The 23,134-nt window shown below is 52.9% G+C and carries 20 protein-coding genes; 17 read left to right on the top strand and 3 right to left on the bottom strand.

What is annotated here, in order from left to right; all coding sequences use genetic code 11:
- Positions 1 to 58: 58 nt before the first annotated feature.
- Positions 59 to 913, bottom strand: a complete 855-nt coding sequence (locus L9H78_RS05235; RefSeq protein WP_249620691.1) for a RecB family exonuclease — start codon at positions 911 to 913, stop codon at positions 59 to 61.
- Positions 914 to 1,004: 91 nt separating this feature from the next.
- Here L9H78_RS05235 and L9H78_RS05230 point away from each other — a divergent pair, with 91 nt between their 5' ends.
- The 14 genes from L9H78_RS05230 (at position 1,005) to L9H78_RS05165 (ending at position 18,132) form a co-directional block, all read left to right on the top strand.
- Complete coding sequence (locus L9H78_RS05230) at positions 1,005 to 2,291, top strand: M18 family aminopeptidase (protein ID WP_249620690.1); 1,287 nt, start codon at positions 1,005 to 1,007, stop codon at positions 2,289 to 2,291.
- A 105-nt stretch (positions 2,292 to 2,396) separates the two neighbouring features.
- Entirely contained in the window at positions 2,397 to 3,233 is an 837-nt protein-coding gene (locus tag L9H78_RS05225; RefSeq protein ID WP_021353907.1) for a tRNA (adenine-N1)-methyltransferase, read from the top strand.
- Between the two features lie 225 nt (positions 3,234 to 3,458).
- Positions 3,459 to 4,985 (top strand): proteasome ATPase, encoded by a 1,527-nt coding sequence (arc, locus tag L9H78_RS05220; RefSeq protein ID WP_249620689.1) that lies wholly within the window; start codon positions 3,459 to 3,461, stop codon positions 4,983 to 4,985.
- A 95-nt stretch (positions 4,986 to 5,080) separates the two neighbouring features.
- On the top strand, positions 5,081 to 6,655 hold the full coding sequence (gene dop, locus L9H78_RS05215; RefSeq protein WP_249620688.1) for a depupylase/deamidase Dop: 1,575 nt from the start codon (positions 5,081 to 5,083) through the stop codon (positions 6,653 to 6,655).
- Between the two features lie 94 nt (positions 6,656 to 6,749).
- Positions 6,750 to 6,959, top strand: coding sequence for a ubiquitin-like protein Pup (locus L9H78_RS05210; protein WP_249620687.1), 210 nt, complete (start codon positions 6,750 to 6,752; stop codon positions 6,957 to 6,959).
- Entirely contained in the window at positions 6,956 to 8,392 is a 1,437-nt protein-coding gene (pafA, locus tag L9H78_RS05205) for a Pup--protein ligase (protein ID WP_249620686.1), read from the top strand. The genes L9H78_RS05210 and pafA overlap by 4 nt, the downstream gene beginning before the upstream one ends.
- A gap of 5 nt (positions 8,393 to 8,397) precedes the next feature.
- Entirely contained in the window at positions 8,398 to 9,405 is a 1,008-nt protein-coding gene (locus L9H78_RS05200; protein WP_249620685.1) for a helix-turn-helix transcriptional regulator, read from the top strand.
- Positions 9,402 to 10,403, top strand: coding sequence for a helix-turn-helix transcriptional regulator (locus tag L9H78_RS05195; protein ID WP_249620684.1), 1,002 nt, complete (start codon positions 9,402 to 9,404; stop codon positions 10,401 to 10,403). The genes L9H78_RS05200 and L9H78_RS05195 overlap by 4 nt, the downstream gene beginning before the upstream one ends.
- A 63-nt stretch (positions 10,404 to 10,466) precedes the next feature.
- Positions 10,467 to 10,790, top strand: a complete 324-nt coding sequence (gene tatA / locus L9H78_RS05190) for a Sec-independent protein translocase subunit TatA (RefSeq protein ID WP_249618742.1) — start codon at positions 10,467 to 10,469, stop codon at positions 10,788 to 10,790.
- 263 nt (positions 10,791 to 11,053) lie between these two features.
- On the top strand, positions 11,054 to 11,992 hold the full coding sequence (tatC, locus tag L9H78_RS05185) for a twin-arginine translocase subunit TatC (protein WP_249618822.1): 939 nt from the start codon (positions 11,054 to 11,056) through the stop codon (positions 11,990 to 11,992).
- Positions 11,993 to 12,003: 11 nt separating this feature from the next.
- Positions 12,004 to 14,814: a DEAD/DEAH box helicase gene (locus L9H78_RS05180; protein ID WP_249620683.1), complete on the top strand. Its 2,811-nt coding sequence runs from the start codon at positions 12,004 to 12,006 to the stop codon at positions 14,812 to 14,814.
- Between the two features lie 24 nt (positions 14,815 to 14,838).
- Positions 14,839 to 15,510, top strand: a complete 672-nt coding sequence (locus L9H78_RS05175) for an FxsA family protein (RefSeq protein WP_249618740.1) — start codon at positions 14,839 to 14,841, stop codon at positions 15,508 to 15,510.
- Between the two features lie 50 nt (positions 15,511 to 15,560).
- Positions 15,561 to 17,243, top strand: coding sequence for an apolipoprotein N-acyltransferase (gene lnt, locus L9H78_RS05170; protein WP_249618739.1), 1,683 nt, complete (start codon positions 15,561 to 15,563; stop codon positions 17,241 to 17,243).
- A 7-nt stretch (positions 17,244 to 17,250) separates the two neighbouring features.
- Positions 17,251 to 18,132, top strand: a complete 882-nt coding sequence (locus L9H78_RS05165; RefSeq protein WP_249618738.1) for a polyprenol monophosphomannose synthase — start codon at positions 17,251 to 17,253, stop codon at positions 18,130 to 18,132.
- A gap of 122 nt (positions 18,133 to 18,254) precedes the next feature.
- Here L9H78_RS05165 and L9H78_RS05160 read toward each other — a convergent pair whose 3' ends face one another.
- Positions 18,255 to 18,641 carry an RNA polymerase-binding protein RbpA gene (locus L9H78_RS05160; RefSeq protein WP_249618737.1) on the bottom strand — a complete coding sequence of 129 codons (387 nt, stop codon included), beginning with the start codon at positions 18,639 to 18,641 and terminating at the stop codon, positions 18,255 to 18,257.
- Between the two features lie 440 nt (positions 18,642 to 19,081).
- Here L9H78_RS05160 and L9H78_RS10595 point away from each other — a divergent pair, with 440 nt between their 5' ends.
- From L9H78_RS10595 to L9H78_RS05145, 3 genes are all read left to right on the top strand, one after another.
- Positions 19,082 to 19,225, top strand: a complete 144-nt coding sequence (locus L9H78_RS10595; RefSeq protein ID WP_347276374.1) for a hypothetical protein — start codon at positions 19,082 to 19,084, stop codon at positions 19,223 to 19,225.
- Positions 19,225 to 19,938, top strand: a complete 714-nt coding sequence (locus L9H78_RS05150) for a YceI family protein (protein WP_249620681.1) — start codon at positions 19,225 to 19,227, stop codon at positions 19,936 to 19,938. Before L9H78_RS10595 ends, L9H78_RS05150 begins: the two co-directional genes overlap by 1 nt.
- 203 nt (positions 19,939 to 20,141) lie before the next feature.
- Positions 20,142 to 21,782, top strand: a complete 1,641-nt coding sequence (locus tag L9H78_RS05145; RefSeq protein ID WP_249620680.1) for a DUF1266 domain-containing protein — start codon at positions 20,142 to 20,144, stop codon at positions 21,780 to 21,782.
- Positions 21,783 to 21,817: 35 nt separating this feature from the next.
- Here the strand turns inward: L9H78_RS05145 and L9H78_RS05140 are convergent, their stop codons facing one another.
- Positions 21,818 to 23,131 (bottom strand): class I SAM-dependent methyltransferase, encoded by a 1,314-nt coding sequence (locus L9H78_RS05140; protein ID WP_249620679.1) that lies wholly within the window; start codon positions 23,129 to 23,131, stop codon positions 21,818 to 21,820.
- Between the last annotated feature and the right edge of the window lie 3 nt (positions 23,132 to 23,134).

Raw genomic sequence — 23,134 nt, 5'->3', positions numbered from 1 at the left:
GCCCGTTACGGTTTACGTAAGCTTTAACTGCTGCTAGCAGCCCATTGCGCTGAGAGCACTATGCAGGATCTGCTGCCGAACCAGGCCACCCGGGGTACGGGGGAGGAGTTCCCCCAAACTCCGGGCATAATTTTTGGTGTGGGCACCATCCACATAATTTCGAGGTTTTTGTGGGGAAGTGACCGGTTTGCCCGTCACGTTCAATCTTTGCCCATAACTCGCCGAGATCTCGTTCAAAAAATTCCAGTTCTTCTTTGGACGGAGCCAGCACCATATCGTCAATCACTTTTATATACATCAACCTCAGCTGGTGCGGAATGATGTCTTGTAAGCGCCAGTACACCAATGCGTAAAACAGCATTTGGAATCGTGCGTTATGGGAAAAACGCGGGATAGGTTTTTTGCCTGTTTTATAGTCGACAACCCGCACCTCTCCGGTGGGGGCTTTATCCACGCGGTCGATAAAGCCCCGCACAGGTACGCCGTTCGGCAATACCGTATCAACGTACATTTCCACTGACTCGGCATCGAAGCCCTGTGGATTTTCCATCTGGAAATAGCCCTTGACAAGGCTACGACACTGCACCAAGAAATCATAGGTGTCGCTGTCTGGGACCAACTCTATAAGTTCTTCGTCGTCGGAACGCATTTTTTCCCAGCTTGGTTTGAGCATTTTCACCGCGGCAGGGTATGTGCGTTCACGTGCGGGAAGTTTGTGCATTTCTTCGAGAACTGCGTGCACTAATGTTCCGCGGATTTGCGCGAGAGTTTTCGGTTCCGGCAAACGGTCTATGGCCCGAAACCGGTAGAGCAATGGACATTGTTGATAATCACCGGCACGCGAAGGAGAGAGGGCTAGCGGTTTCGGGTGCCGGGGAGCGTCGGTGCTTGAGGTATTGCGCGAAGTGCTCATAATGCTATCCAGCTTAAACGCTTTCACAGGGTTAGCACTAAGCTGGGTGGAACCGAGTTATCGATGAATTTGAGTGGGAAAGTGAGTTGTGATGAACGAAATTAACCAGTTCATGGATTTTTTGGACGCCGCTCCGAGTTCTTTCCATGCTGCACATGCCGTGGCTGATCGTCTGCTCGCCAGTGGTTTCCAAAAACAGGTAGAGGATCAACCGTGGGATGCCAGCCCCGGCGGACATGTGCTTGTCCGTGATGGTGCTGTGTTGGCGTGGTTCGTGCCAGATGATGCTGGCCCGCATTCTGGTTTCCGGATTATCGGCTCACACACCGATTCACCTGGCTTCAGTCTCAAGCCGCAGCCAGATAGCACGCAGCATGGATGGCAGCAGTTGGGGGTGGAAATTTACGGTGGCCCGATCATTCCCTCCTGGTTTGATCGTGAGCTTACTTTAGCTGGTCAGGTGATCTTGACCGATGGTTCAGAACGGTTAGTCAATACCGGTCCGATTCTCCGGATTCCACACTTAGCTATTCATCTGGACAGTTCGAAGGAATTTTCCGTTGATAAGCAACAACATCTGCACCCAGTCATGGGACTTGCCGACGCCGCCGCCGACGCTGTGAGCGCGCACGCGCAGCAGGTAGGAATCGCATCGATAATTGCAGGGCAGCTTGGAGTTGCGGAATCTGACATTGCTTCATGGAGCCTTATTACTGCACCCGCACAACCAGCCAGTTTGTTTGGCGTGAGTGCGGACCTCTTGGCTTCTTCGCGCATGGATAATCTTTCCAGCGTATTCGCCAGCATGGTCGCACTAGAACGGGCTGTGGCAGCGGACGATTTGAGTTCTGATATCGCAGTTTTAGCTGCGTTTGACCACGAAGAGGTCGGATCTGCTTCCACAACGGGGGCACAAGGGCCGATTTTGGCCGAGACACTCGAGCGCACAGCAACCGCACTTGGGGCTGACCGCGAAAGCTACTTGCAGATGCTACGGCGTTCATCATGTGTGTCTGCGGATGCAGCTCACTCGATCCACCCGAATTATGCCGAAAAACACGATCCGCATAATCCACCAATCATTGGTGGTGGTCCTGTCACCAAGATCAATTCGAAACAGCGTTATGCCTCGAATGCGCGAACTATCGCTATGTGGGAAAACGCCTGCCGCGCAGCGATGGTTCCGATCCAGAATTACGTAAGTAAGAACTCAGTACCCTGTGGGTCTACGATTGGCCCTGCAACAGCTACAGCGCTAGGCATCGATACTGTTGACGTCGGAGTGCCAATGCTATCGATGCATTCTGCCCGAGAAATGATTGGTATCCAGGATCAATTATGGCTCTCCCAAGCACTAGAGTCCTACCTGATCAATTAAGGCTGCTACGACCGCAGGTTCATCTGTGGCGAGAAAGGTCGTGTATCCGCACGGTCTAGTGTTGGTCATGTACACCAGCGATTTTACGATAAGAAAGGCTGCTTAATGGCATATTCTGGCCCGTTTCAGTACGGAGACCGCGTTCAGCTCACCGATGCAAAGCGTCGGCATTTCACTCTGTATCTCAAAGAGGGCAACAAGTTTCACTCTCACCATGGCATCGTCGAACACGATGACATCGTCGGCATGGAGGAAGGCTCCGTCGTTAATTCAAGTTTGGGCAGCCCCTTTCTTATGTTTCGCCACTTGATGGTCGATCACGTGCTTTCTATGCCGCGTGGCGCACAAGTGATTTATCCGAAGGATGCGGCCCAAATCTTGATTGAGGGCGATATTTTCCGTGGTGCCAAGGTTTTAGAGGCCGGAGCGGGATCTGGTGCTTTGTCAATGGCTTTACTTCGGGCGGTAGGTCCCGAAGGTCATGTCTATTCCTACGAACTTCGCGACGATCATATTGGCTATGCCATTGATAACGTCAAGGAATACTTTGGTGAGCAGCCGGAGTGGTGGAGCCCGCGGCTCGGCGATTTCCGGGAGCTTACACCGGAAGCAACCGACGGCCCAGTTGATCGAGTAATTCTGGACATGCTGGAGCCTTGGGAAATGCTTCAGACCGTGAAAAATATGCTGGTCCCCGGTGGAGTATTTATTACCTATGTCGCCACGGTGCCCCAGCTGATGAAGGTGATGGAGGGCATCCGTGAGCAGAAGTGTTTTACGGAGCCGCGTGCCTGGGAATCATTGGTGCGTGATTGGAAGGTAGAAGGGCTAGCAACACGTCCGGAGCACCGAATGAATGCACACACGGCATTTTTGATCATGACGCGCCGACTTGCCGACGGCGTCGTCCCGCCACGCCCGAAGCGCAAAGCCCGTCGTTAAGGCTGCGCTTTATCCAGCGCTTTTCACCCTCGTGCTACCCCTGAATAGTGTGCGGGTTTACTAGCCTGACCTAACGTAGCTATCACTAGCCTTGTTTGTTAGCCTTAACTCGAACAATAACCGCATGGTCACGCACTAGAGTGGCCACCGTTTTACCAACTCGACAGCACAAACGCTGCTGATAAAGACACCCTGAACACGCAGAAGGGAGGTTCGGAATTTTCTATGACTAAGACTACCCCGGACCCACAGCTACAGCTCCGACGCGACGTACGCGAATTACGTAAGCGCAACGAGCAATTGGCCACTCTGCTAAAGACTTCACGAGACAAACTCGCCCAGTTAACCTCTGAGATCAATGCTCTGCAAGAACCAGTCTCTACCTATGGCGTGTTTCTGCGTTACGCACCAGGTAACCTTCGCGAAGCGGACGTGTTCACTTCAACGCGGCGCTTGCGTGTCAGTATTTCGCCGTTAATAAGTCATGAGATCCCAGCTGGTGCACAAGTGCGAATGGGTGACGGCAGCGTCATTGTCGAAGATTGTGGCTTCGCTTCCGATGGCGTATTAATGCGGGTTACTGAATTTGTGGAGGAGTCTGCACACGGTGATGTTCGTGTGCTTGCTTCCGCCCCCCAAGGTGATACCCACGTGCTGCATTTGGCAGCGCCACTGGTTGGACAGGTTCGCGCGGGTGATAGCGTGCTGGCCGACATGAAATCGGGCTTCGCATTCGAGCGGATTTCGCAAGCGGAAGTTACTCAGCTTGCGCTCGAAGAAATCCCGGACGTCACCTATGACGACATCGGTGGCTTAGATGCGCAGATTGAACAAGTTCGCGATGCTGTCGAGATGCCGTTCGACCACCCCGAGCTCTACCGCGATTACCAATTACATCCGCCGAAGGGAGTTTTGCTCTATGGTCCACCTGGTTGTGGGAAAACCCTGATTGCCAAAGCAGTAGCTCACTCACTGGCATCTCGCGTGGGGAACGGCTCAGCTTCCTATTTCTTGAATGTAAAGGGCCCGGAGCTACTGAATAAATACGTGGGCGAAACGGAACGCGTGATCCGCCTGATTTTTGAGCGAGCCCGAGAGCTGGCTTCTGAGGGCGCGCCCGTCATTGTATTTTTCGATGAGATGGAATCCATTTTCCGCACCCGCGGTACCGGAGTCTCCTCAGACATCGAAACCACTGCAGTGCCACAGCTACTTACCGAAATTGATGGAGTAGAAGGCCTGGATAACGTCATAGTGGTCGGCGCGACCAACCGGGAAGAACTCATTGACCCCGCATTGCTGCGTCCTGGGCGGCTGGACATCAAGATCCGAATCTCTCGTCCCACCAAGCACGAAGCGCCAGATATCATCAGTCGTTATCTCCACGAGGGGGTTCCACATACTGATCCACTCGAAGTACTTATTGACGGAGCGGTAGATGCGTTGTTTGCGCCACGTCCATTCGTTGAGCTAACTCTTCGCGACGGCAGCACCGCTGTACTGCATTACGGTGATTTCGTCTCTGGCGCCCTGATTGCCAATGTGGTTGATCGGGCGAAGAAGCTCGCTATCAAAGACCATATAGCCGCCGGTTCTACCGGTGAGCACGGAATCTCATTGCGACACATCCAAGCTGCAGTGCGTACAGAGCAAGATGAGAGTGAAGACCTTCCAAATACTGCAAACCCAGAAGAATGGAACCGCATCGTCAAACTGTCTCAATCTGTAGTCTCAGCACGGAGCTTGGCATAGTCGAGGCAATGCCGAATCAGAATTTTTACCTAGCTGGGCCAGAATAGAGTTTGGGATTACCAAACTGCATTATCGAGTTCATCGGAGTAGCGAAGATGAAGAGCACACAGAAATTTCGACGGTTCATGGGCACCGAAACAGAATTCGGAATTGCCACCCCAACGCAGCCGAAGCTGAGCCCAATCGTCACTTCGACTCATGCTGTCGTGAGTTATGCACTCCGGAACATCGGTACTCGCTCACGGTGGGATTTCGCGGCAGAACACCCAACTCGTGATACTCGTGGCAGTGATCGGCGACGATACCGAACCGGGGCGATGGTGGATCCGGAAACTCTTGGTGTTGCCAATGTCGTTACCCATAATGGTGCACGGTTTTACGTGGATCACGCACACCCCGAATACTCTTCGCCTGAATGTGCAGATGCGTGGCAGGCAATGGTCTATGACCAGGCCGGAGACCGCATTGCGCTGCAAGCAATCAACGACGTCGCGACTTTTTCGCAAAGTGGCACCTCTGCTTTGGCTAACCACGGCGCGTGCCCACCTCTGAAAATCTACAAAAACAATGTGGATGGAAAGGGGGCCTCATATGGTTCGCACGAGAACTATCTGTACCCTCGCAGTACCGAGTTTGCTGATATTGCGGACGGACTCATCCCGTTTTTCGTGACCCGAATCATCATGATCGGCGCCGGTCGAGTAGGTCTGGGGCAGCATGGCGAAACCCCTGGTTTCCAAATTTCACAACGCGCAGATTATATCGAACAGGAAATTTCGCTCGAGACCACGCTCAACCGAGGATTGATCAATACTCGTGATGAGCCGCACACGAACCCTGAAACACACGGTCGATTGCACGTAATCACTGGCGATGCCAACATGTCCCAGACCTCAACACTGCTGAAATTAGGTACCACAGCACTGGTTTTGGACGCGATTGACGCTGGCGTTCGCTTCGATGATTTGCGCCCCAAAGATCCGGTTTCTGAAATTTCGGCCGTAAGCCACGACCTGAGCTTGACGCATAAAATTACTCTCGCCGATGGATCCTCGGCTACGGCTATTGAGATTCAAAAAGAATACCTTCGACGCGTCACTGAAGCTGTCGTAAGTCTCACAGAAACAGAGCAGAAGGTACTTGCACTGTGGGAGGAAGTCTTGGACTTGCTTGCCGACGACCCCCTCTCAACGGCTCACCTTTTAGACTGGACGGCAAAGTATGCGTTAATCAAGGGCTTTCTGGACCGCGGTGTTGCGGTTAGTGACCCCAAAATCGCATTGATCGATTTGCAATATACCGATGTTGATCCCTCAAAGTCGTTGTACCACGCCTTGGTACGCAAGGGCCGTATGCGGACGTTGGTGACAGACGAAGAGATCAACACGGCCATTGCTATGCCACCTACGCAGTCGCGGGCCTGGACTCGTGGACGTATGATCGAGCGCTTCGCTGATGAGCTAGTGGCCGCGAACTGGCAGGAACTACATTTTGCAGATCCAAAAAGTCCCGGAGGTGAAATCTTTGTGGACCTAACCGAAGTCGATGGATTGAATAAAGCAGCTGCGGAAGACATCATCGCTAGTTCACCAAATGCAGCAGAAGCGGCTCGTAAATTCCGCGACTCAAAAGTCCAGAGCATAAACAACTCCAGAGCCCAAACGCAGTAAACTGAAGAAATAAAGGCTTCACTCACTCGATATCGAGTTCAAAGAAACTAGCCTAGAAAATAATCCACGAACGATAACAAGGGAAGTGTTAATCATGGCGGCTAATTCAGCATATAATTCCAGTTCGCAAGCCTCCCAGACAAACAGTGGAGCCGACGATGGCACCGCTGACGACGAATTTGCAAGTGGACAAGCACAGATTTCTGTTTCAGGCACTGACGACTTACTCGATGAAATCGACGGGCTATTGGAATCGAACGCAGAAGAATTCGTCCGTTCCTACGTGCAAAAGGGTGGACAGTGAGTGAAGTTTATACGCGCCGTATTATGGGCGTAGAAACTGAATACGGAATTACTGCGACATCCGCAAACGGGACGCATACCCTTGGTGCTGCCGATGTTGCTCGCTACCTGTTCGCTCCTGTAGTCGAGGAGCACGGCAGCTCTAATATTTTCAGTGATAACGGTTCACGGGTATACCTCGACATGGGAGCTCACCCGGAAATTGCCACCGCAGAATGCGACAGCATTACCCAGCTGTTGAATTATGAGCGAGCAGGGGATCGAATCCTTGATGCATTAGCGCGCCGCGCGGAGCTAGTACTGGAGCGTGAGGGCGTCGGCAAGCATATTTATTTGTTTAAAAACAACCTGGATTCGCATGGTAATTCCTATGGTTGCCACGAAAATTACTTGATTTCGCGGTCGATGGTGTTGCGTGCGATTGGTCGCGCGCTCGAGCCGTTGCTGGTGACGCGCCAGTTGGTCTGCGGGGCTGGTCTCATTGAGAGAGAAACTGACGAACACCCTGCGCGGTTTGTGCTTTCACAACGTGCAGATCAAGTCTGGGAGGGCGTGTCTTCTGCAACCACAAGGGCACGTCCAATGATCAATTCACGCGATGAAGCACACGCAGATTCGCAGCAGTACCGGCGACTACATGTAATCGGTGGAGATACTAATTTGTCTGAGCCAACGTTCGCGGTGAAGGTGGGCTCAGCGTTGTTGGTACTGGAGATGATCGAGGCAGAGCGGGAGTTGCCTGATTTCGAGCTAGAAGACCCGATTGGACAGATCCGCGAGATCTCGCGTGACTTGAGTGGAAAGACACAACTACGGCTTAAAAACGGCGGCACCGTCACTGCGCTTGAAGTACAGCAGTCGTTGTGCGAACACGCTGCCCGTTGGTTAGAGGAACGTGATAATTACCGCGCGAAGGAACTGAATTCCGGATCATCAACTTCCGAAATGCATCGCGTAGTGGATTTGTGGCGTCGGACATTGCTCGCTATCGAAACTCAAGATTTTTCCCAGGTCAATCAGGAAATCGATTGGGTAATCAAAAAAGAACTCTTTGAAAGCTATCGAGTTCGGCTCGATGCAGAGTGGTCGCACCCGAAGCTGGCGCAGATCGACCTCGCTATGCATGATATTCGTCCTGGTCGTGGTATCTTCCCGGTACTCGAAGCTAAAGGCAGGGTAAAGCGATGGACTACTGACGAGGCCATCTCTGCCGCGATGTCTACTCCACCCGCTACCACTCGAGCACATCAGCGTGGGCAATTTTTGGCACGGGCACGGCAAACCAATACCCAATTCGCCGTCGATTGGTCCCGAATGAAAATCACAGAACCGACGCAACTGGAATATACTTTTGGGGACCCTTTCGCGACCGAGAGCCCTGAGCTTGATGAGTTGCTTGCTCTGATGGACCGGGGCACTAACGATACGGAGTGAGCTTAATGGCGGCAGCCGCAACACCTGCACAGCGACCGAAAACCGGCCCACGCTATGATGCTGCTGTCGAACGGTTGACTAACCTCACGTTTGCACTGCAAGGAGCTGCCCAATCGGGTGGCAATCCCAGCCGTAGCGCGGAGTGGATTCATGCCAACGTAGCGGGTTATCACGAAAACAAGCACAGTTTTCGCATGCAATTACAGCGTGATGTAGCAACGCTTGCTCGAGCGGGCGTACACATTGATAGTTCCGTGGGGGAGAATGGGGCGAGCTATCGGCTCAACCCGGAGTCCTATCGGCTGCCGGAAGTGTCGTTTACGCCAGAAGAAGCGACCGTCCTAGGAATCGCCAGTGAAGTCGGACGAAACAGTGGGTTAGGCGCGCTAAGTGCCGCTGGGTGGACGAAGCTTGCAGCATCTGGCGCTCGCCGCGAGATCACCCCGGGGGCCGGATACCTCGCAATTAACGACATCACAAGCTTGGACCCAGAGGTTTTACGGGCGATCTTGACTGGAGTGGCACACAAGCTGCGCATTTCTTTTAACTACCAGCACCATTCCGGTGCAAAAATTCAACGACGCACCATGGACTTATGGGGAATTGTCCCGCATCACAACCGGCTATACGTCGTGGGATGGGATGTAGACCGACAAGCTGAGCGGTCTTTTCGTTCTACGCGGATAAGCGACATCCGGCGCTCACGTGAAGTCGCTACACACACTGAACCCAGCGGCTCACTGCGCGAAATCGTCGAAAAGACCCTGGCTGTTCGCGACGTAGCCGACGCTACGATCCGCAGCCGTCGACAAGCAGCACCGCCGCTAGAAGAAGCCGCAGACGAAATCCAGGAAGTAGATGCCTCTGACGAGATCCGGTTGTTTATCAAAGGAGCCGACCGTGAATGGTTGATACGCACATGTGCCGCTTATGCTGCAGAATCTGTCGTAGAACAACCAAAAGACATTCGTGAGCAGGTCAGCCGTTTGCTGCAGAAAGCAGGTGCCCGATGAATACAGATTCACCAGAAAAACTTGTGGCACTAGTCCAATCGCTCAACTTGGTGCCATACTTCAAAGCACACCCCGAACGGAGTATCTTCGAAGCGGCGAAAGATCTCGGGCTCAGCCCAGACGAACTGGTACGAGCCTTAGAAAGGCTGCACTGCAGTGGAATTAGCACGCAAACACAGGATCTCATCGACCTAAGCTACGAACTGACCAAAGGCGTGGTGATTCACGATGACCAAGGGATGGATTCATCTTTGCGTCTCACACCGACCGAAGCGGGGGCCCTTCTGCTAACCGTTGAAGTGCTCGAAACAATGCCCGGGTTGGTGGACCGGTCAGCTGTCGCTTCAGCAGCAGAAAAATTGCGATCAATTATGGATGACCGTTCCCGTGCAATCTACGACGGTATTGCAGAACATTCTTCTGCAACAGAAGATGTACAATACCGCATCGCGCAAGCACTACACACGAAAAGACGAGTGCAGTTTGATTATTGGTCAGCCTCGTCAAATAGTACGAGTACCAGGACAGTAGACCCAGCTCGGATTTTTATCCGAGGCAATGTTGCGTACCTGACGGCATTTGTAGAACAGTACGGTGAACATCGCAATTTCCGCGTGGACCGAATGAGAAACGTGGAAATTTTGCCAGAACCAGCCCGTCCACGCACGCGAAAGCTGCAGTTCTCTAGCGAAGACCCCTTCGGGTTTCGGGACAGCACTACAGCCACGCTTGCAGTTTCTCCAGACGCGCTGTGGATGCTCGATGAATACGATATGAAAAGACAAGACGAAACGCCCCCGTGCCCCGCTGCCGATGATCAGAAAGCTTGGGTGAAAGCCACCATGCCTATTGGCAGCACCTCGTGGTTTACGCGTTTCGCACTCAGCCACGCCGACCGAGTTCGAGTGCTAGGCCCGCAAGATCTTGTCGACGCAGTCCACGAACGCGCCCAGGTTGGAATACAGCGTTATAGTATGGTTGATACGAATAAATCTTAAATACTCGCCTGACTATCGCACGACGTTAAAGCGATAGTCGAGACGTTGAGAAAGGCGCGATTCATGACTATCAGCCCCACACAAATTTTGTTGATCCTGGTCATTATCCTGCTGCTTTTTGGCGCAAAAAAATTGCCTGACCTGGCCCGCTCGGTTGGCCGCTCTACACGCATTCTGAAATCAGAAATGCGCGAGATGAGTAACGACGACGCTCAGTACCAGAACACGCATAACGCCCAGCAACACCAGCAGCAGGCCATTAACCAGCAGAATTTCCAGCAATCACAGCCGCAGCAGAACTACCAGAATCAGTCCCAGCAGCAACCGAATACAGACGCTGAAGACTTCTGGAACAAGCCTGAAAACCAACCACGGTCGCAGAACTAGAACGGCACTAACTTTATCAGCGCCAACACAGCGCTGTTCGAATCATTCGACTCACATACGGGTCTCTTACTGGTGAGGTCATGACGTCTCCGCAATCTCAGCCACAACCGGCACGCCCAAACACGCAGCCGCCGGCAGGCACTAGCCAACCGGGGCGATCTCAGCGTGTCTCGCGCGCCAAACGCAGCGGATTGCTGCACGGCAGAGCTAGCTTGCTATCCCGAGTACGCGCGAAACGCAAGAAAAAGTCTCCGACCGGGGACATGTCGCTCGTGGAGCATCTCAAAGAGTTACGCCGGAGAGTGATTATCTCCACACTCGCGGTAATAGTTGGAGCCATCATCGGCTTTATCTGGTACCAAAACGCGCCGGGGCCGATACCAGCACTCGGCGAGATTTTGCGCGGCCCATATTGTGGTGTTGACCCGGAGCTACGCGCAGATTTTACTGCTTCTGGCGAGTGTCGTCTTTTGGCAACAAGTGCGATGGAAATGTTCATGTTGCGTCTGAAGATTGGTGCGCTCGCAGGCACTGTTTTGGCTGCTCCGGTGTGGCTCTACCAGATTTGGAAATTCATTACTCCAGGGTTGCTGCGTAATGAACGGCGCTGGACCTTCAGCTTCGTGACCATCGCGGTTACTCTGTTTCTGGCTGGTACCGTGTTGGCTTACTTTTCTCTGTCTCTTGGCCTGAATTATCTTCTTACCATTGGATCGGACTTCCAGACAGCGGCATTGACCGGTCAAGAATATTTTAGTTTTGTAGTCGCAATCATGGTGATTTTTGGGGTTAGCTTCGAAATCCCGCTGGTCATCGTCATGCTGAACATTGTCGGCATTTTGCGCTATGAAGCAGTGCGGACAAAACGCCGCCATACAATCGTGCTGATCTTCATTTTTTCTGCGCTCATCACCCCTGCGCAGGATCCATATTCGCTGACGATTCTAGCGGTCGCGATTATTTTGCTAGTTGAGATTTCCTTCCAGTTCTGCCGAATCAATGACAAACGGCGGGCAAAAAACGAGCCAGATTGGTCGCAGCTCGACGACGAAGAAGCTTCCCCGCTGGATTATCAGCCAGAACGCACCCCTGCAGCAGGTTCTGTTGCCACCCCGGAAGCAGTGGTTGACTCCAGCAGTCAATCACGGGGCAATCTGCAATACTCCCGGGGCCACGGTTCTAGTTTCGACGATATTTTGTAGCCTAGGTAATTATGACAAGCACCCATTTTGAAACCTTCCGCAGCCAACTCACTTATGAGCTCGATCCATTTCAAGTCCAGGGGTGCAGGGCAGTCGAAAACGGGCGCGGTGTTTTGGTATGCGCACCCACTGGTGCTGGCAAAACTATCGTCGGAGAATTTGCCGTCTCGTTAGCGTTGTCGCGCGGCACAAAATGCTTTTACACAACGCCGATTAAAGCCTTAAGCAACCAGAAATTTCACGATCTAGTAGCGATTCACGGTGAAGATGCGGTCGGTTTACTTACCGGCGATGTCTCTTTCCAACCGGATGCTGACATCGTCGTAATGACTACCGAAGTCCTGCGCAACATGATCTATGCGAAATCACCAGCGCTTGATCGACTCACGCATGTGGTGATGGACGAAATCCATTTTCTCGCAGATCAAGCCCGTGGTGCTGTCTGGGAAGAGGTGATCCTCAACCTTGAGGAGCATATCTCGATCATCGGATTATCAGCCACAGTATCGAATTCGGAAGAATTCGGTCGCTGGCTTTCTACCGTACGGGGCGATACCGAAGTCATCGTTTCCGAACACCGCCCAGTGCCCCTCGAGCAGTGGATGCTAATCGGACAAAAAGTCTATCCACTATTCGCCCCGGGAACACCAGCTATTGAGGGGCCGACGACGAGTGAACCAGCCGGAGTAAACCCAGAGCTACAGCGACGCGTTGCTCGCCTAGAAGCAGGCGATGCGGCCGACGGTCGTGATGATTTCCGCCCAGGACAGGGCTTTCGTTCTCGTACTACGGCAGGCACGGGAAATTCTCGCAGCGGAAACATTCGCCCACAAGACCGTTACCGCCCATTGGGCCGACCAGAAGTACTCCGGATCCTGCAGGGTCAAAATATGCTGCCCGCGATCATTTTCATCTTCTCTCGAGCCGGCTGTGATGGTGCTTTGCACCAGTGTTTGCGGTCCAAGATGGTTCTGACTGACGAAGACGAACAACGTATAATCGCCGAAGTCATCGATGCAGGCGTCGAGGGTATTCCACACGAAGATCTGGAAGTTCTCCGTTTCTCACAGTGGCGCAAGGCATTAATCCGAGGTTTTGCAGCTCATCATGCCGGCATGCTGCCAGCATTCCGGCATATCGTCGAGAAGCTATTCGTCCGAGGCTTAGTCCGCGCGGTCTTCGCCACAGAAACCCTTGCGCTAGGCATTAACATGCCCGCCCGCAGCGTCGTGCTTGAAAAACTCGTGAAGTTTAACGGTGAAGCACACGTTGATCTCACCCCAGGACAGTACACTCAGCTGACCGGCCGTGCTGGCCGGCGAGGCATCGATACCTTGGGCAATGCCATTGTGCAATGGGCCCCGGCAATGGATCCACAACGCGTAGCAGGGCTGGCATCTACACGTACGTACCCATTGATTTCCACGTTTGAGCCTGGCTACAACATGGCAATCAATTTGCTCAATAATCTGGGTATGGATGATTCTCTGCGGCTACTAGAGAAATCTTTTGCGCAGTATCAGGCCGATGGCTCCGTAGTGGAAGAAACCCGCGAAATTGAGCGCGCTGTGCATCGCGTCGAAAAGCTACGCGAGCAACTTAATGAGGCAATCGCTGCCTTCGCGCCGCCGTCATTCGATGACCAAGATCCGGCGCAGTTGCTGTCTGAATATGTTGAGTTACGCAAGCGACTCAGTGTAGAAGAAAAATCGCTGAAATCACGCGCCAAAGACGAACGAGGCGACGAAACCCGGGCTATTTTGGCAAAGCTACAACCCGGCGATGTCATCGCGCTACCGAGCAAAAAGCGTCCCGTTCTGGCGGTGGTCAACACCCCAGCCAACCAAACCGCAGACCCGCGCCCCTGGATCACCACAGAAAAAGGGTGGTCAGCTCGCATCGACGCGAGCGGCTTCGACAATCCTCCCGCGCTGGTAGGAAAGATGAAGCTACCTGGCAAAGCCTTGAAGAATCCGCGACGCCACAACCACATCGTCGTCGACAAGTTCGCCAGGGAGGATTACCCGCGGCCAAAGAAAATGAAGCTACGCGCCCGGATCCGCGACACTGAGCGCATCAAGGATCTACGCACCCAGATGAAGAAACACCCAGCGCATGCGTGGCCGGCGATGGAACGCGAGCAACTCACGCAGTTGGCACAAAAATACTTGCGCAGAAAAGGTGAGCTCGACAAACTACGAGCCACCGTAGACAAAGCCACTGAAACTTTGGGCGATATGCTTCGGCGCATTGTCGATTTGCTGACCGAACTCGACTACGTCGATATCGTCGACGGCGAGCCGGTGGTGAGTATTGAAGGCGAAAAACTGGCCCAGGTGCACAATGCTTCCGATTTGCTGATTGCGCAATGCCTTAAACGGGGCATTTGGCAAGAATTAGATCCAGCAGAATTAGCTGGCGTGGTTTCTCTGTGTACGTTCGAGAACCGGAGAGCCACCGGCGGCCAGCTTTTCGACGGCGTCACCGATGCCATGACCAGCGCCATGGAGAACACCATGCGGTTGTGGGAAGAACTCATTAGCGACGAATCTCGGCATGGTCTCCCGCATACTCGCGAACCAGAACCAGGCTTTAGCATCGCCATCCACCAATGGTGTGCGGGAGCACCGTTGGGATACTGTTTGGCGGCGGCTGCTGAATCCGGCGCAGAGCTAACCCCGGGTGATTTTGTACGTTGGTGCCGCCAGGTCATCGACCTGCTGCAGCAGGTAGCGAAGACAGGTTATAGCTCCGAGATAAAGCGGACAGCGGGCCAAGCCATTGCCTCGATTAACCGCGGCGTGGTGGCTATTGGAAGTTAAGAACTTGCAGGTAGGGTAGTGAACATGCCATTCGTGATGTTCTTTTTCTACATGCTTGCCGAGATCTTTACTTTTTGGGCAGTAGCGAGCCTAATTGGCTTTGGGTGGGCGTTGATCGCGTTGTTCGGCACCGTGGTGCTTGGAGTTATCATCACCCGGAGCGAAATTCGCCGTATCGCAACCACGCAAGCATCATTAGTGCAGCGTCTGCACGCTCAACGTCATACTGTTACCGACGATGCGCAAAACATGAGTGCATATGGTCAGAACCGAAAATCTGCCGGAGATATTGGCCTGACCTTAGCTGGTGCGTTATTGCTCAGCATTCCGGGGTTTGCTACCGCAATCCTTGGTTTATTATTGGTTTTTCCGCTGACCCGACCAATTATCCGCGGCTTTTTGCTAGGCCGGATGTATCGCAGAGTGGAAAAACTCGGAGTGCGTTTTTTCCAAGCGTCGCCCACTGCTCGAAAACACTCTAGCTACGGTAGCTTCGGTTTTCCCATGGGAGCTGCTGCTAGCTCTAGCAATCAACAGTCAGCTACTTCCGCCAGCGGCTCATCGACTAGCAACAATAATGTGCTTGATGAAGATGAACTTCGCAAATGGTCAGAGTCAATGAGCCCAGAGGATTTTTCTGACCGCCGGGACGGTGGGGGAGAATCTAGTGCTTCCGGCGATAATAAGCCGGAATGAACCTTAACGTCCATCACTGTTAACACTGTTGATTAGGCCCGAAACTCACGATGTTCGCATTCGTTTTCCGCATATTGTTGGCCACGCTATCCGGTGCCGTGGCGTATACGTCTTATGAACCACTTGGTTGGTGGCCTGCTGGCATAATCGCTGCTGGTCTGTTTTATTTTGTGCTTATGCCGTGGCCGGGAAGTGCTAGCCGGGAAAAACCCGGCCGGTCCCCAAGCCGCATACCCCAAACGACACGCCATCGACCGCGCGGCCCGAGCATGGCGCAAGGTGCATTGTTTGGTTTTGTGCACGCGATGGCCTGTTATTTGCTGCTATTGCCGTGGATCGGAGAATTTGTCGGCAGTCCACCATATATCGCATTAGCAGTGGTGTGTTCGCTGTACGCAATTCTTACTGGTCTTGGCGGTGTCGCTCTTGCACGTTCCACGTGGGGTTTCCTGGCATTCCCCTTCTGGTATTTGGCTATTGAATTTGCACGCAGCTCATTTCCGTTCGGTGGGTTTGCCTGGGTACGTCTTGCCTGGGGGCAGGTTGCCGGCCCCCTAGCCGGGCTGGCGCAGTGGGGTGGTCCGGCGTTAGTGACCGTCGCAACGTTGTTGATCGGTGTGGGAGTAACCCGGCTTGCCGTCTCAACGCGATCACGTACATCACCTAGTCGAACTACCTGGTTACGTACCGTGAGCGTCGCTATGATCATTGTGCCTTTACTTGGTGGTGCGATTGCCACCTTTAATTTGCACCGACCTGAAAATACTTTTGCTGAGATCAAAGTTGCAGCTGTGCAAGGAAACGTTCCTCGGTTAGGCCTCGATTTCGCGGCGCAGCGAAGCGCTGTTTTGCATAACCACGTGCGGGAAACCAAGAAGCTTGCAGAGCAGGCCGACCAACTTGATCTCGTGATCTGGCCAGAGAATTCTTCCGATGTTAATCCTTTTAGTGACCGGGAAGCTTACGAGGCGATTGCTAGCGCTGTTTCAGCTGTTGGCACACCTGTGGTCGTTGGTACTATTACTCATCGCGAAGGGCGCCCATATAACACGATGCAAACCTTTCTACCGGAATACGGTCAATCATCGAAAGAAACTCGAGCAGATTCTTCAGAACCACCGCGCACACATCAAGTACAAGGCATGAGGCCAGGGGAGTTCCACGATAAGGTTTATCTGCAGCCTTTCGGTGAGACATTGCCCATGCGTGGTTTCTTCGAAAAACTATCGGAATACGCCGAGATGGCCGGCAACTTCGCCCCTGGTGATGGCAATGGTGTGTTGCAAATCCCTACTGGCGGCGCTGATATCACGACAGACCACGGCGATGTAGCGGTAGGTGTGGCCACCTGCTACGAAGTAGCTTTTGACGAAGCTTTTCGCCGGTCCATAAATAACGGTGCGAGTATCCTGACGTCTCCGACAAACAACGCGACTTTCGGTTTTACAGATATGACTTATCAGCAGTTAGCCATGTCGCGAATGCGAGCAATTGAAACAGACCGGGCGATGGTTGTACCCGCCACTAGCGGAGTTTCCGCGTTAGTTGATCCAGCAGGAAACGTACTGGCTGACACCGAAATTTTCGAAGCGAATCATCTCGTCGCTACGTTACCGTTACGCTCAGGTATAACCCCAGCAGTGCGCGTGGGGCAGATGCTTGAACTGGCGATGGTTCTCATGGGAGTAATATTGGGTATTCTTGCTGTGATACGTCGTCGCGTGAAGGAGTAAACCCGCCATGGCAGAGTCCGCCACACCGTCTGCGAAGACTCTCGTAATCATTCCGACCTATAACGAAAAAGAAAATTTACCTCGGATTATCGGTCGATTGCGCAAGGCACAGTCTATCGTCGACGTGCTTGTAGTCGACGATAATTCGCCAGATGGAACTGGCGAGCTTGCAGACAAAATCGCTGGCTCCGATGAACAAGTACATGTGTTGCACCGCGCTGGCAAAGGTGGCTTATGCGGTGCCTATGTGGCGGGATTTGTCTGGGGCTTGGAGCGCGATTATCAGGTTCTGTGCGAAATGGATGCAGACGGCTCGCACGCTCCAGAGCAACTTCATCTACTTCTGGATGCAATCGATAATGGGGAAGACGCAGTCATCGGTTCTCGCTATGTTCCAGGCGGAGAAGTAGTCAATTGGCCGAAAAATCGGGAATGGCTCTCTCGCGGTGGCAATGCGTACATTTCTCTGGCCCTCGGCGCTGGGTTATCTGACATGACAGCTGGTTACCGCGCATATCGTCGCGAGGTGCTCGAGGCTATAGACCTAGAAGAGCTCTCGAATGCCGGTTATATTTTCCAAGTGGATCTGGCTCGTCGTGCTATCAGAGCTGGCTTCGTGATTGCTGAAGTTCCAATTACTTTTACTGAGCGTGAATATGGCGAATCCAAGTTGGATGGTTCGTTTGTCACGGATTCTTTAGCTGAGGTCACGAAATGGGGTCTTGCGCACCGCAGCAAACAAGTAAAGGAAATGAGCTCGACGCTGGTCTCTTTCGGGGCGCACAGCCTACGGGACTCTGCGCTGGCAGAACTCCCGGAGCGGGTTTCCTCCACAGCAAGTAGTTTTTCTACAGTTTTGCGCGACCTGTCCAAGCAAATAAAGAAATAGCTCCGCTAGCTAGACTAGCTAGCGGACTACCACGCTATAAACGAAAGGTGCCAGCCCCACATTCTTTGGTGGGAGACTGGCACCTTAAAAAACTTTAAACAGCTAAGCCTTAGCCAAGAAGTTTATTTTCCTTCGGCTTCTTGCTGTTCTTTTTGCTCTTTGAGCAGTTTCGCAGCGGTACGGCGGCGCTTGCGCAGATGTTCGATACGCTCTTCAAGCAACTTATCGAGTTCTTCAATGCTACGGCGTTCGCACAGCATATCCCAGTGGGTACGAGGCGGCTTCACCGGCTTCGATTCAACACCTTCGCCTTCTACCAGCGTTCCCCATTTACCGTTCTTGCACAGCCACTCTTCTGGAATCTCCGCATCATCGGCAAAAGGTACCTCGTAAACTTCACCGTCTTCGGTGCGGTATTTCACCATTTGGCGTGGTGCCAGGTCATGGTCGCGGTCAGTTTCGTAGCTGACAGCACCCATGCGGCTGCCGCGCAATACGCGATCTGCCATAAGTGGGACACATCCTTATATCATTCCGGGGGCATCGATAACATTCGTGGCGCTGGTTAAGCACCAAAAATTCATCGGGGATAACGATCTACCACTATAACGCACAAACCCACGGTTTTGTTCCCGATCATCCTACAAGAATTCTCAATTCGGGCTTCGCTTTCTGTCTCCTCGCATTCGTGGACTCACGCTAGGAACATTTCACGGGATATTTCATGTCTTTTCGTCAATGGACTAAAGTCACTGGAGTGTCTGCCTACCAACAAAACCGTCCCAAACCGTGCCAATGGTGTGGTACAGCAGTCGCAAACCAAGGACGTGGGCGCCCACGCAAGTACTGCAGTACGTCGTGCAAGCAACGAGCTTATGAGCAACGCCAAAATTTATCGGGAACGGAAATTTCTCCAGATGCCGTAATATTGAGCAAAACTAAAGCAGATATGCTGCATGATTCATTATTCCAGTTGCGTTGCGCAGCCGAGGACATCGCACGGGCAGCAGCCGAAGAAGCTTCAGCGGAGGAGCTGGGGCAGTTGTGCACGGAATTAATTGATTTGGCGCGCTCCATAGAGAAGTTGAGGTAATGATGAAAAAATCCCCCATGAAACGCCGTAAATCTGTCATCGCGGTTTTCGTCGTACTCATTGTTCTGTTGGCATTGCTTAGCGTCGTTCCTTTGCTATACCGGCTCATCACTGGACCGGGCGTCAAGACTGAAGCCTTGAATGATTCAGGTGCGGCAGCAGCCTCCGTTCCGGTGAATGGCACTTGGGAAATCGTCGAAGGAAAGAACCCAAATATCACCTCGGTAGGCTTTACTTTTTCGGAGATTTTGCCTGGTGACGAACGCGTAACTTCCGGCTCTACAGGTTATGTCACGGGTGCAGCACAAATTAGTGATGAGACATTGACCTCTGCAACCGTTGAGGTAGACATGAATCAGTTGACCACTGATCGTGATGTCCGCGATGTCAACATGAAAGACAAACTTTTTGAGACCAGCAAATTTCCGATATCCACGTTTACTCTCACTGAACCAGTAGACGTCTCACAACTACCAGAAGATGGCACTGCGGGAGAGATCGATGTCGCTGGCGAATTAACAATCAAAGATCACTCCGAACCTGTTGAGGCACGATTCCAAGCTCTGCGCGATGGCGAGCTGCTCGTCGTTTCCGGCACGATAGAGATCAACCGCGAAGACTTTGGCGTGCATTCACCAGATTTGATCGCTGCGAAGATTGCGGAAACAGGCACGGTGGACATTCGATTGAGTTTCGCGAAAACGGACAAATAAATAAACGACCCATTAGACAGCGGACGATTAGGTTGCGGTCCGCACAAGTTTGGCTCACAACCGGTGGGTAAAGCCCACTTCTGCAATTGTCCGATAATTGACATTATGTCACTTTAGCGATTAGGTCTCTCCCTTATTCCCGACTATTGTCGGCAAACTTCAGCATCATTGGTGGCTCAGCTACCACGGGTATGATGACAAGCATGGCTGAACGAAAGATTGACGCACTTGCCCTGTCCGAGGCCTCCAGTTACGAGGATTACCTCTCTAAAGCCCAAGCTCGCGGCTTTGATTTCGAACTCAAGAAATCTGGCTTACAGGATGAAATGCTCCGCCGCGGCTGGTCAGTCGTCGCTCCATATTTCTTGCGTCCCAACATCGCTCCGGATGGACCACTGCCAGCCATGCCGAAAATCGAGCGTGACGAAGAAGGCAACATCATCAAGGCGACTGCAAACCCGCAGCTCGCACAATTTTTATCGAAGGCCTGGAATATTAATAGCCGCGAAGATCTGCTGAAGTCAGCGCAACAAGCCTCTCAGCGCACCCACGACCGTGCTTATGAAGTGGCTCGAAGCACTTTGCAACAGATCCGCGATTTGCCTTTAAACCAGCGTTCCGGGCAAAGCAGTGTGCTCGTTAACGAATTATCCGGCGCACTTCCCGAAGTTCCCTTCGCCACTTTGGAAACCGAGGCGCAGCGCCTATTAAAACCCCTGCTTAATCCGGAGGCCGAACTCTTAATTCCGCAGCAACTACCTCACACCTTAGCCGGGTTCTATTTCGCTGCTGCGGTGCGCCAGCTCAACTTGGGCGCAGGTGCCGGCTTAATTAAACCCGATGAGGTTCGGCCAATCATCGTGAAATGCGTACTCGGTATCGCGCGCGCTTACGACACCTGGGAAGAATACGTCGCTGCCCTCGTTTATGGTGAAGCCATGATGGCCAGCAAAATTGGTGAGCACTTCCGCTTCATTTTCCATAATGCAGCTGCGATGCTTACCGACCCGGGTTCTCCATGGGTAGAACTCCCCTTGCACACTGAGTCTTTCCCACCGATTAAGTCCAACAGCTATGAAGAGATCTTCTCGTCAATGCAAGCTAATGCGCAACAGCTTCCTGTCGCAGTTATGGGTAAGCTTGCCGACGATTTGCGCCTGGGCTGGTCGTTACAAGCACCGTATTTGATTGGCAGCAAGATTCCGCTGGATGCCCCAGCTAGCTACGATGAGCAACGCGTACAAGAGATCTGGAAGCACTTAGAGAAGCAGCACCAGGTCTCGGATGCCACGAGCTTACGCGCTGTTATTAGCAAATATCTCAATGATCCAGATCACGAGGCTTACCGGGCAGTGCGTACTGTGTTGCAAGAAATCCGAGGCTGGGAACTCGACGAACGACAGGCACATGGCTTAGAAAAAATTATCACTGCCCTGCGAGACGAATATGCCCACGCCGCAGACCCGCAGAGCGCCGACAAGGAAATTAGCGCAGCCGCTGGACAGTTGGCCGTCTTATTATCACTCGAAGACATCGACCTTTTCCTGCCGAAAAATCTACCCACCTCACTAGCAGGCTGGCGAATTGCACAGGGGGTACGTCTAGCAGCTATGGGCTATGCCACCGAATTGTTCACGGAGGACGAAGCCAATGCATTCGCCGCAGAAGGTGCAAAACTAGCGAAGGCGCATCACACCAACTGGCGTGATTATGGCGATGGTTTCTTAGTTGGCCGTTTATGTGAAAGTGGCCAGGTGGACGGTCTACAACAACGCATGATGGCTTCCACCGCTGGAGCATTAGCGTCAAAGCAATCACCGTGGAGTGAATTACCGCTGCACTAATGCCAACCGAAACCAATGGCCGATGCGCCAAATATTTAGCGTCGGCCTCGGCGATGCCGGTGGGTTGCGGTTAACTGCACAGCGTCAAGCATGCCCAAGTCCAGCAATGTTTCACGCAAAGCTAGTTGGAATATCCACAACCGCCGGTATACGGCATCGAATCCACTTGCCGCCGCTTCACGCAAATGCCCTTCAAAAAAGCTGCGCTGCAGTTGCAATGACTTCCGGTAGTGTGAGCCAAAATGGCTTTGCTTAATGATGCGCAAACCAGACTTTTGATCGAAGAGTTTGTGATGACCATTGGTATCGAAATAATCCAAACCTGGCCAAATATAGGCCCGCAAGGCCAATAAGGCATTGCGTGCAGATGCAGTCATACCATCAGTCGCCACCAAGGTTTGTATCCCCAGCTTTCCGCCAGGAGCCAGTAGCCTGCCCGCATGCCGCAAGAAATATACCCGATCTGCAGGCGCCAAGAATTCGAATGCTTCCATGGACACAATAGCGTCATAACGCCCTTGCCAGTCACTCGGCGTCGGTAAGGGATGCGCGATATGTTGTGTGTGCACAAAGTCTTCTACCCCGGCAAGAACCAAATCTTCGCGCACCGCCGCCAAGTGTTCCGCGTCATTGCTGAGGGCATCGACGACTGCTTTACGTCGGCCAGCAACTTCCGCCGTGACGGATCCATTAGCAGGAAACTCCAGCACGTGGCTGGAGGCAGTCACGCCAAGATCGTCAAGCAAAAACCGTGCGGCGCGTGCCTGGGCGTCCTGGAAGTCATCGCGTTCCACATTCTGCGGCTCGGAAATCTCTGTAACATCCACAAAGTGCTGCTTTGACTCACTCCCGCGGTGCTGGGAAGGAACATAACTGGGTACGGACTCCCGGACCGTCGTCGCCACGCCCGTCGAAAAGATTCCGGCGAAACCACTACTCTTTTCAGCGGAATATAACCGAACTAGCTCCGCCGGAATTTGCCCGCCGTCAAACAACGTAACCGGGATTTTTTGCTTTGCACGTGGGGCATAGCCAGTGGCGAGCAAACGAGTGAGCACCCGAACCAAGGCGGTTGAATCTGGGGTACGCCACTCTCCTGCCATATAGGATTCTGCGAAGCCCAACCAACCAGCGTGTGCGATACGATGAAACAAAAGCTCGTGGTCAATAATTAAATCCGGTGAAGCATCTGGATCGAGCTCAAGGCCGGCGGTCCGGCAGGCACGAGCAAGGTGCGCTTCCGCGACACGTGCGCGTAGCGACAGTAAGGCCCCACCAGGCACAGAGGCGATTGACGGCCACGCCTGTGCATCGATCGCTGCAAGATGAGCCCAATGTTGCTCGTGCACACT

This window comes from Corynebacterium pseudodiphtheriticum (genome assembly GCF_023509295.1).
In the GTDB taxonomy this organism is placed as follows: domain Bacteria; phylum Actinomycetota; class Actinomycetes; order Mycobacteriales; family Mycobacteriaceae; genus Corynebacterium; species Corynebacterium pseudodiphtheriticum.
Note: the sequence above shows the minus strand (reverse complement) of the source record. Positions and strands in the feature narration are given on the sequence as shown.

Coding starts and splice junctions, on each gene's coding strand:
- tatC (WP_249618822.1), top strand. CDS start 11,054: ATGTCGCTCGTGGAGCATCTCAAAGAGTTACGCCGGAGAGTGATTATC.
- L9H78_RS05200 (WP_249620685.1), top strand. CDS start 8,398: ATGGCGGCAGCCGCAACACCTGCACAGCGACCGAAAACCGGCCCACGC.
- L9H78_RS05230 (WP_249620690.1), top strand. CDS start 1,005: ATGAACGAAATTAACCAGTTCATGGATTTTTTGGACGCCGCTCCGAGT.
- L9H78_RS05210 (WP_249620687.1), top strand. CDS start 6,750: ATGGCGGCTAATTCAGCATATAATTCCAGTTCGCAAGCCTCCCAGACA.
- dop (WP_249620688.1), top strand. CDS start 5,081: ATGAAGAGCACACAGAAATTTCGACGGTTCATGGGCACCGAAACAGAA.
- lnt (WP_249618739.1), top strand. CDS start 15,561: ATGTTCGCATTCGTTTTCCGCATATTGTTGGCCACGCTATCCGGTGCC.
- L9H78_RS05145 (WP_249620680.1), top strand. CDS start 20,142: ATGGCTGAACGAAAGATTGACGCACTTGCCCTGTCCGAGGCCTCCAGT.
- L9H78_RS05225 (WP_021353907.1), top strand. CDS start 2,397: ATGGCATATTCTGGCCCGTTTCAGTACGGAGACCGCGTTCAGCTCACC.
- L9H78_RS05195 (WP_249620684.1), top strand. CDS start 9,402: ATGAATACAGATTCACCAGAAAAACTTGTGGCACTAGTCCAATCGCTC.
- arc (WP_249620689.1), top strand. CDS start 3,459: ATGACTAAGACTACCCCGGACCCACAGCTACAGCTCCGACGCGACGTA.
- L9H78_RS05235 (WP_249620691.1), bottom strand. CDS start 913: ATGAGCACTTCGCGCAATACCTCAAGCACCGACGCTCCCCGGCACCCG.
- tatA (WP_249618742.1), top strand. CDS start 10,467: ATGACTATCAGCCCCACACAAATTTTGTTGATCCTGGTCATTATCCTG.
- L9H78_RS05175 (WP_249618740.1), top strand. CDS start 14,839: ATGCCATTCGTGATGTTCTTTTTCTACATGCTTGCCGAGATCTTTACT.
- L9H78_RS05180 (WP_249620683.1), top strand. CDS start 12,004: ATGACAAGCACCCATTTTGAAACCTTCCGCAGCCAACTCACTTATGAG.
- L9H78_RS05150 (WP_249620681.1), top strand. CDS start 19,225: ATGATGAAAAAATCCCCCATGAAACGCCGTAAATCTGTCATCGCGGTT.
- L9H78_RS05160 (WP_249618737.1), bottom strand. CDS start 18,641: ATGGCAGATCGCGTATTGCGCGGCAGCCGCATGGGTGCTGTCAGCTAC.
- L9H78_RS10595 (WP_347276374.1), top strand. CDS start 19,082: ATGCTGCATGATTCATTATTCCAGTTGCGTTGCGCAGCCGAGGACATC.
- L9H78_RS05165 (WP_249618738.1), top strand. CDS start 17,251: ATGGCAGAGTCCGCCACACCGTCTGCGAAGACTCTCGTAATCATTCCG.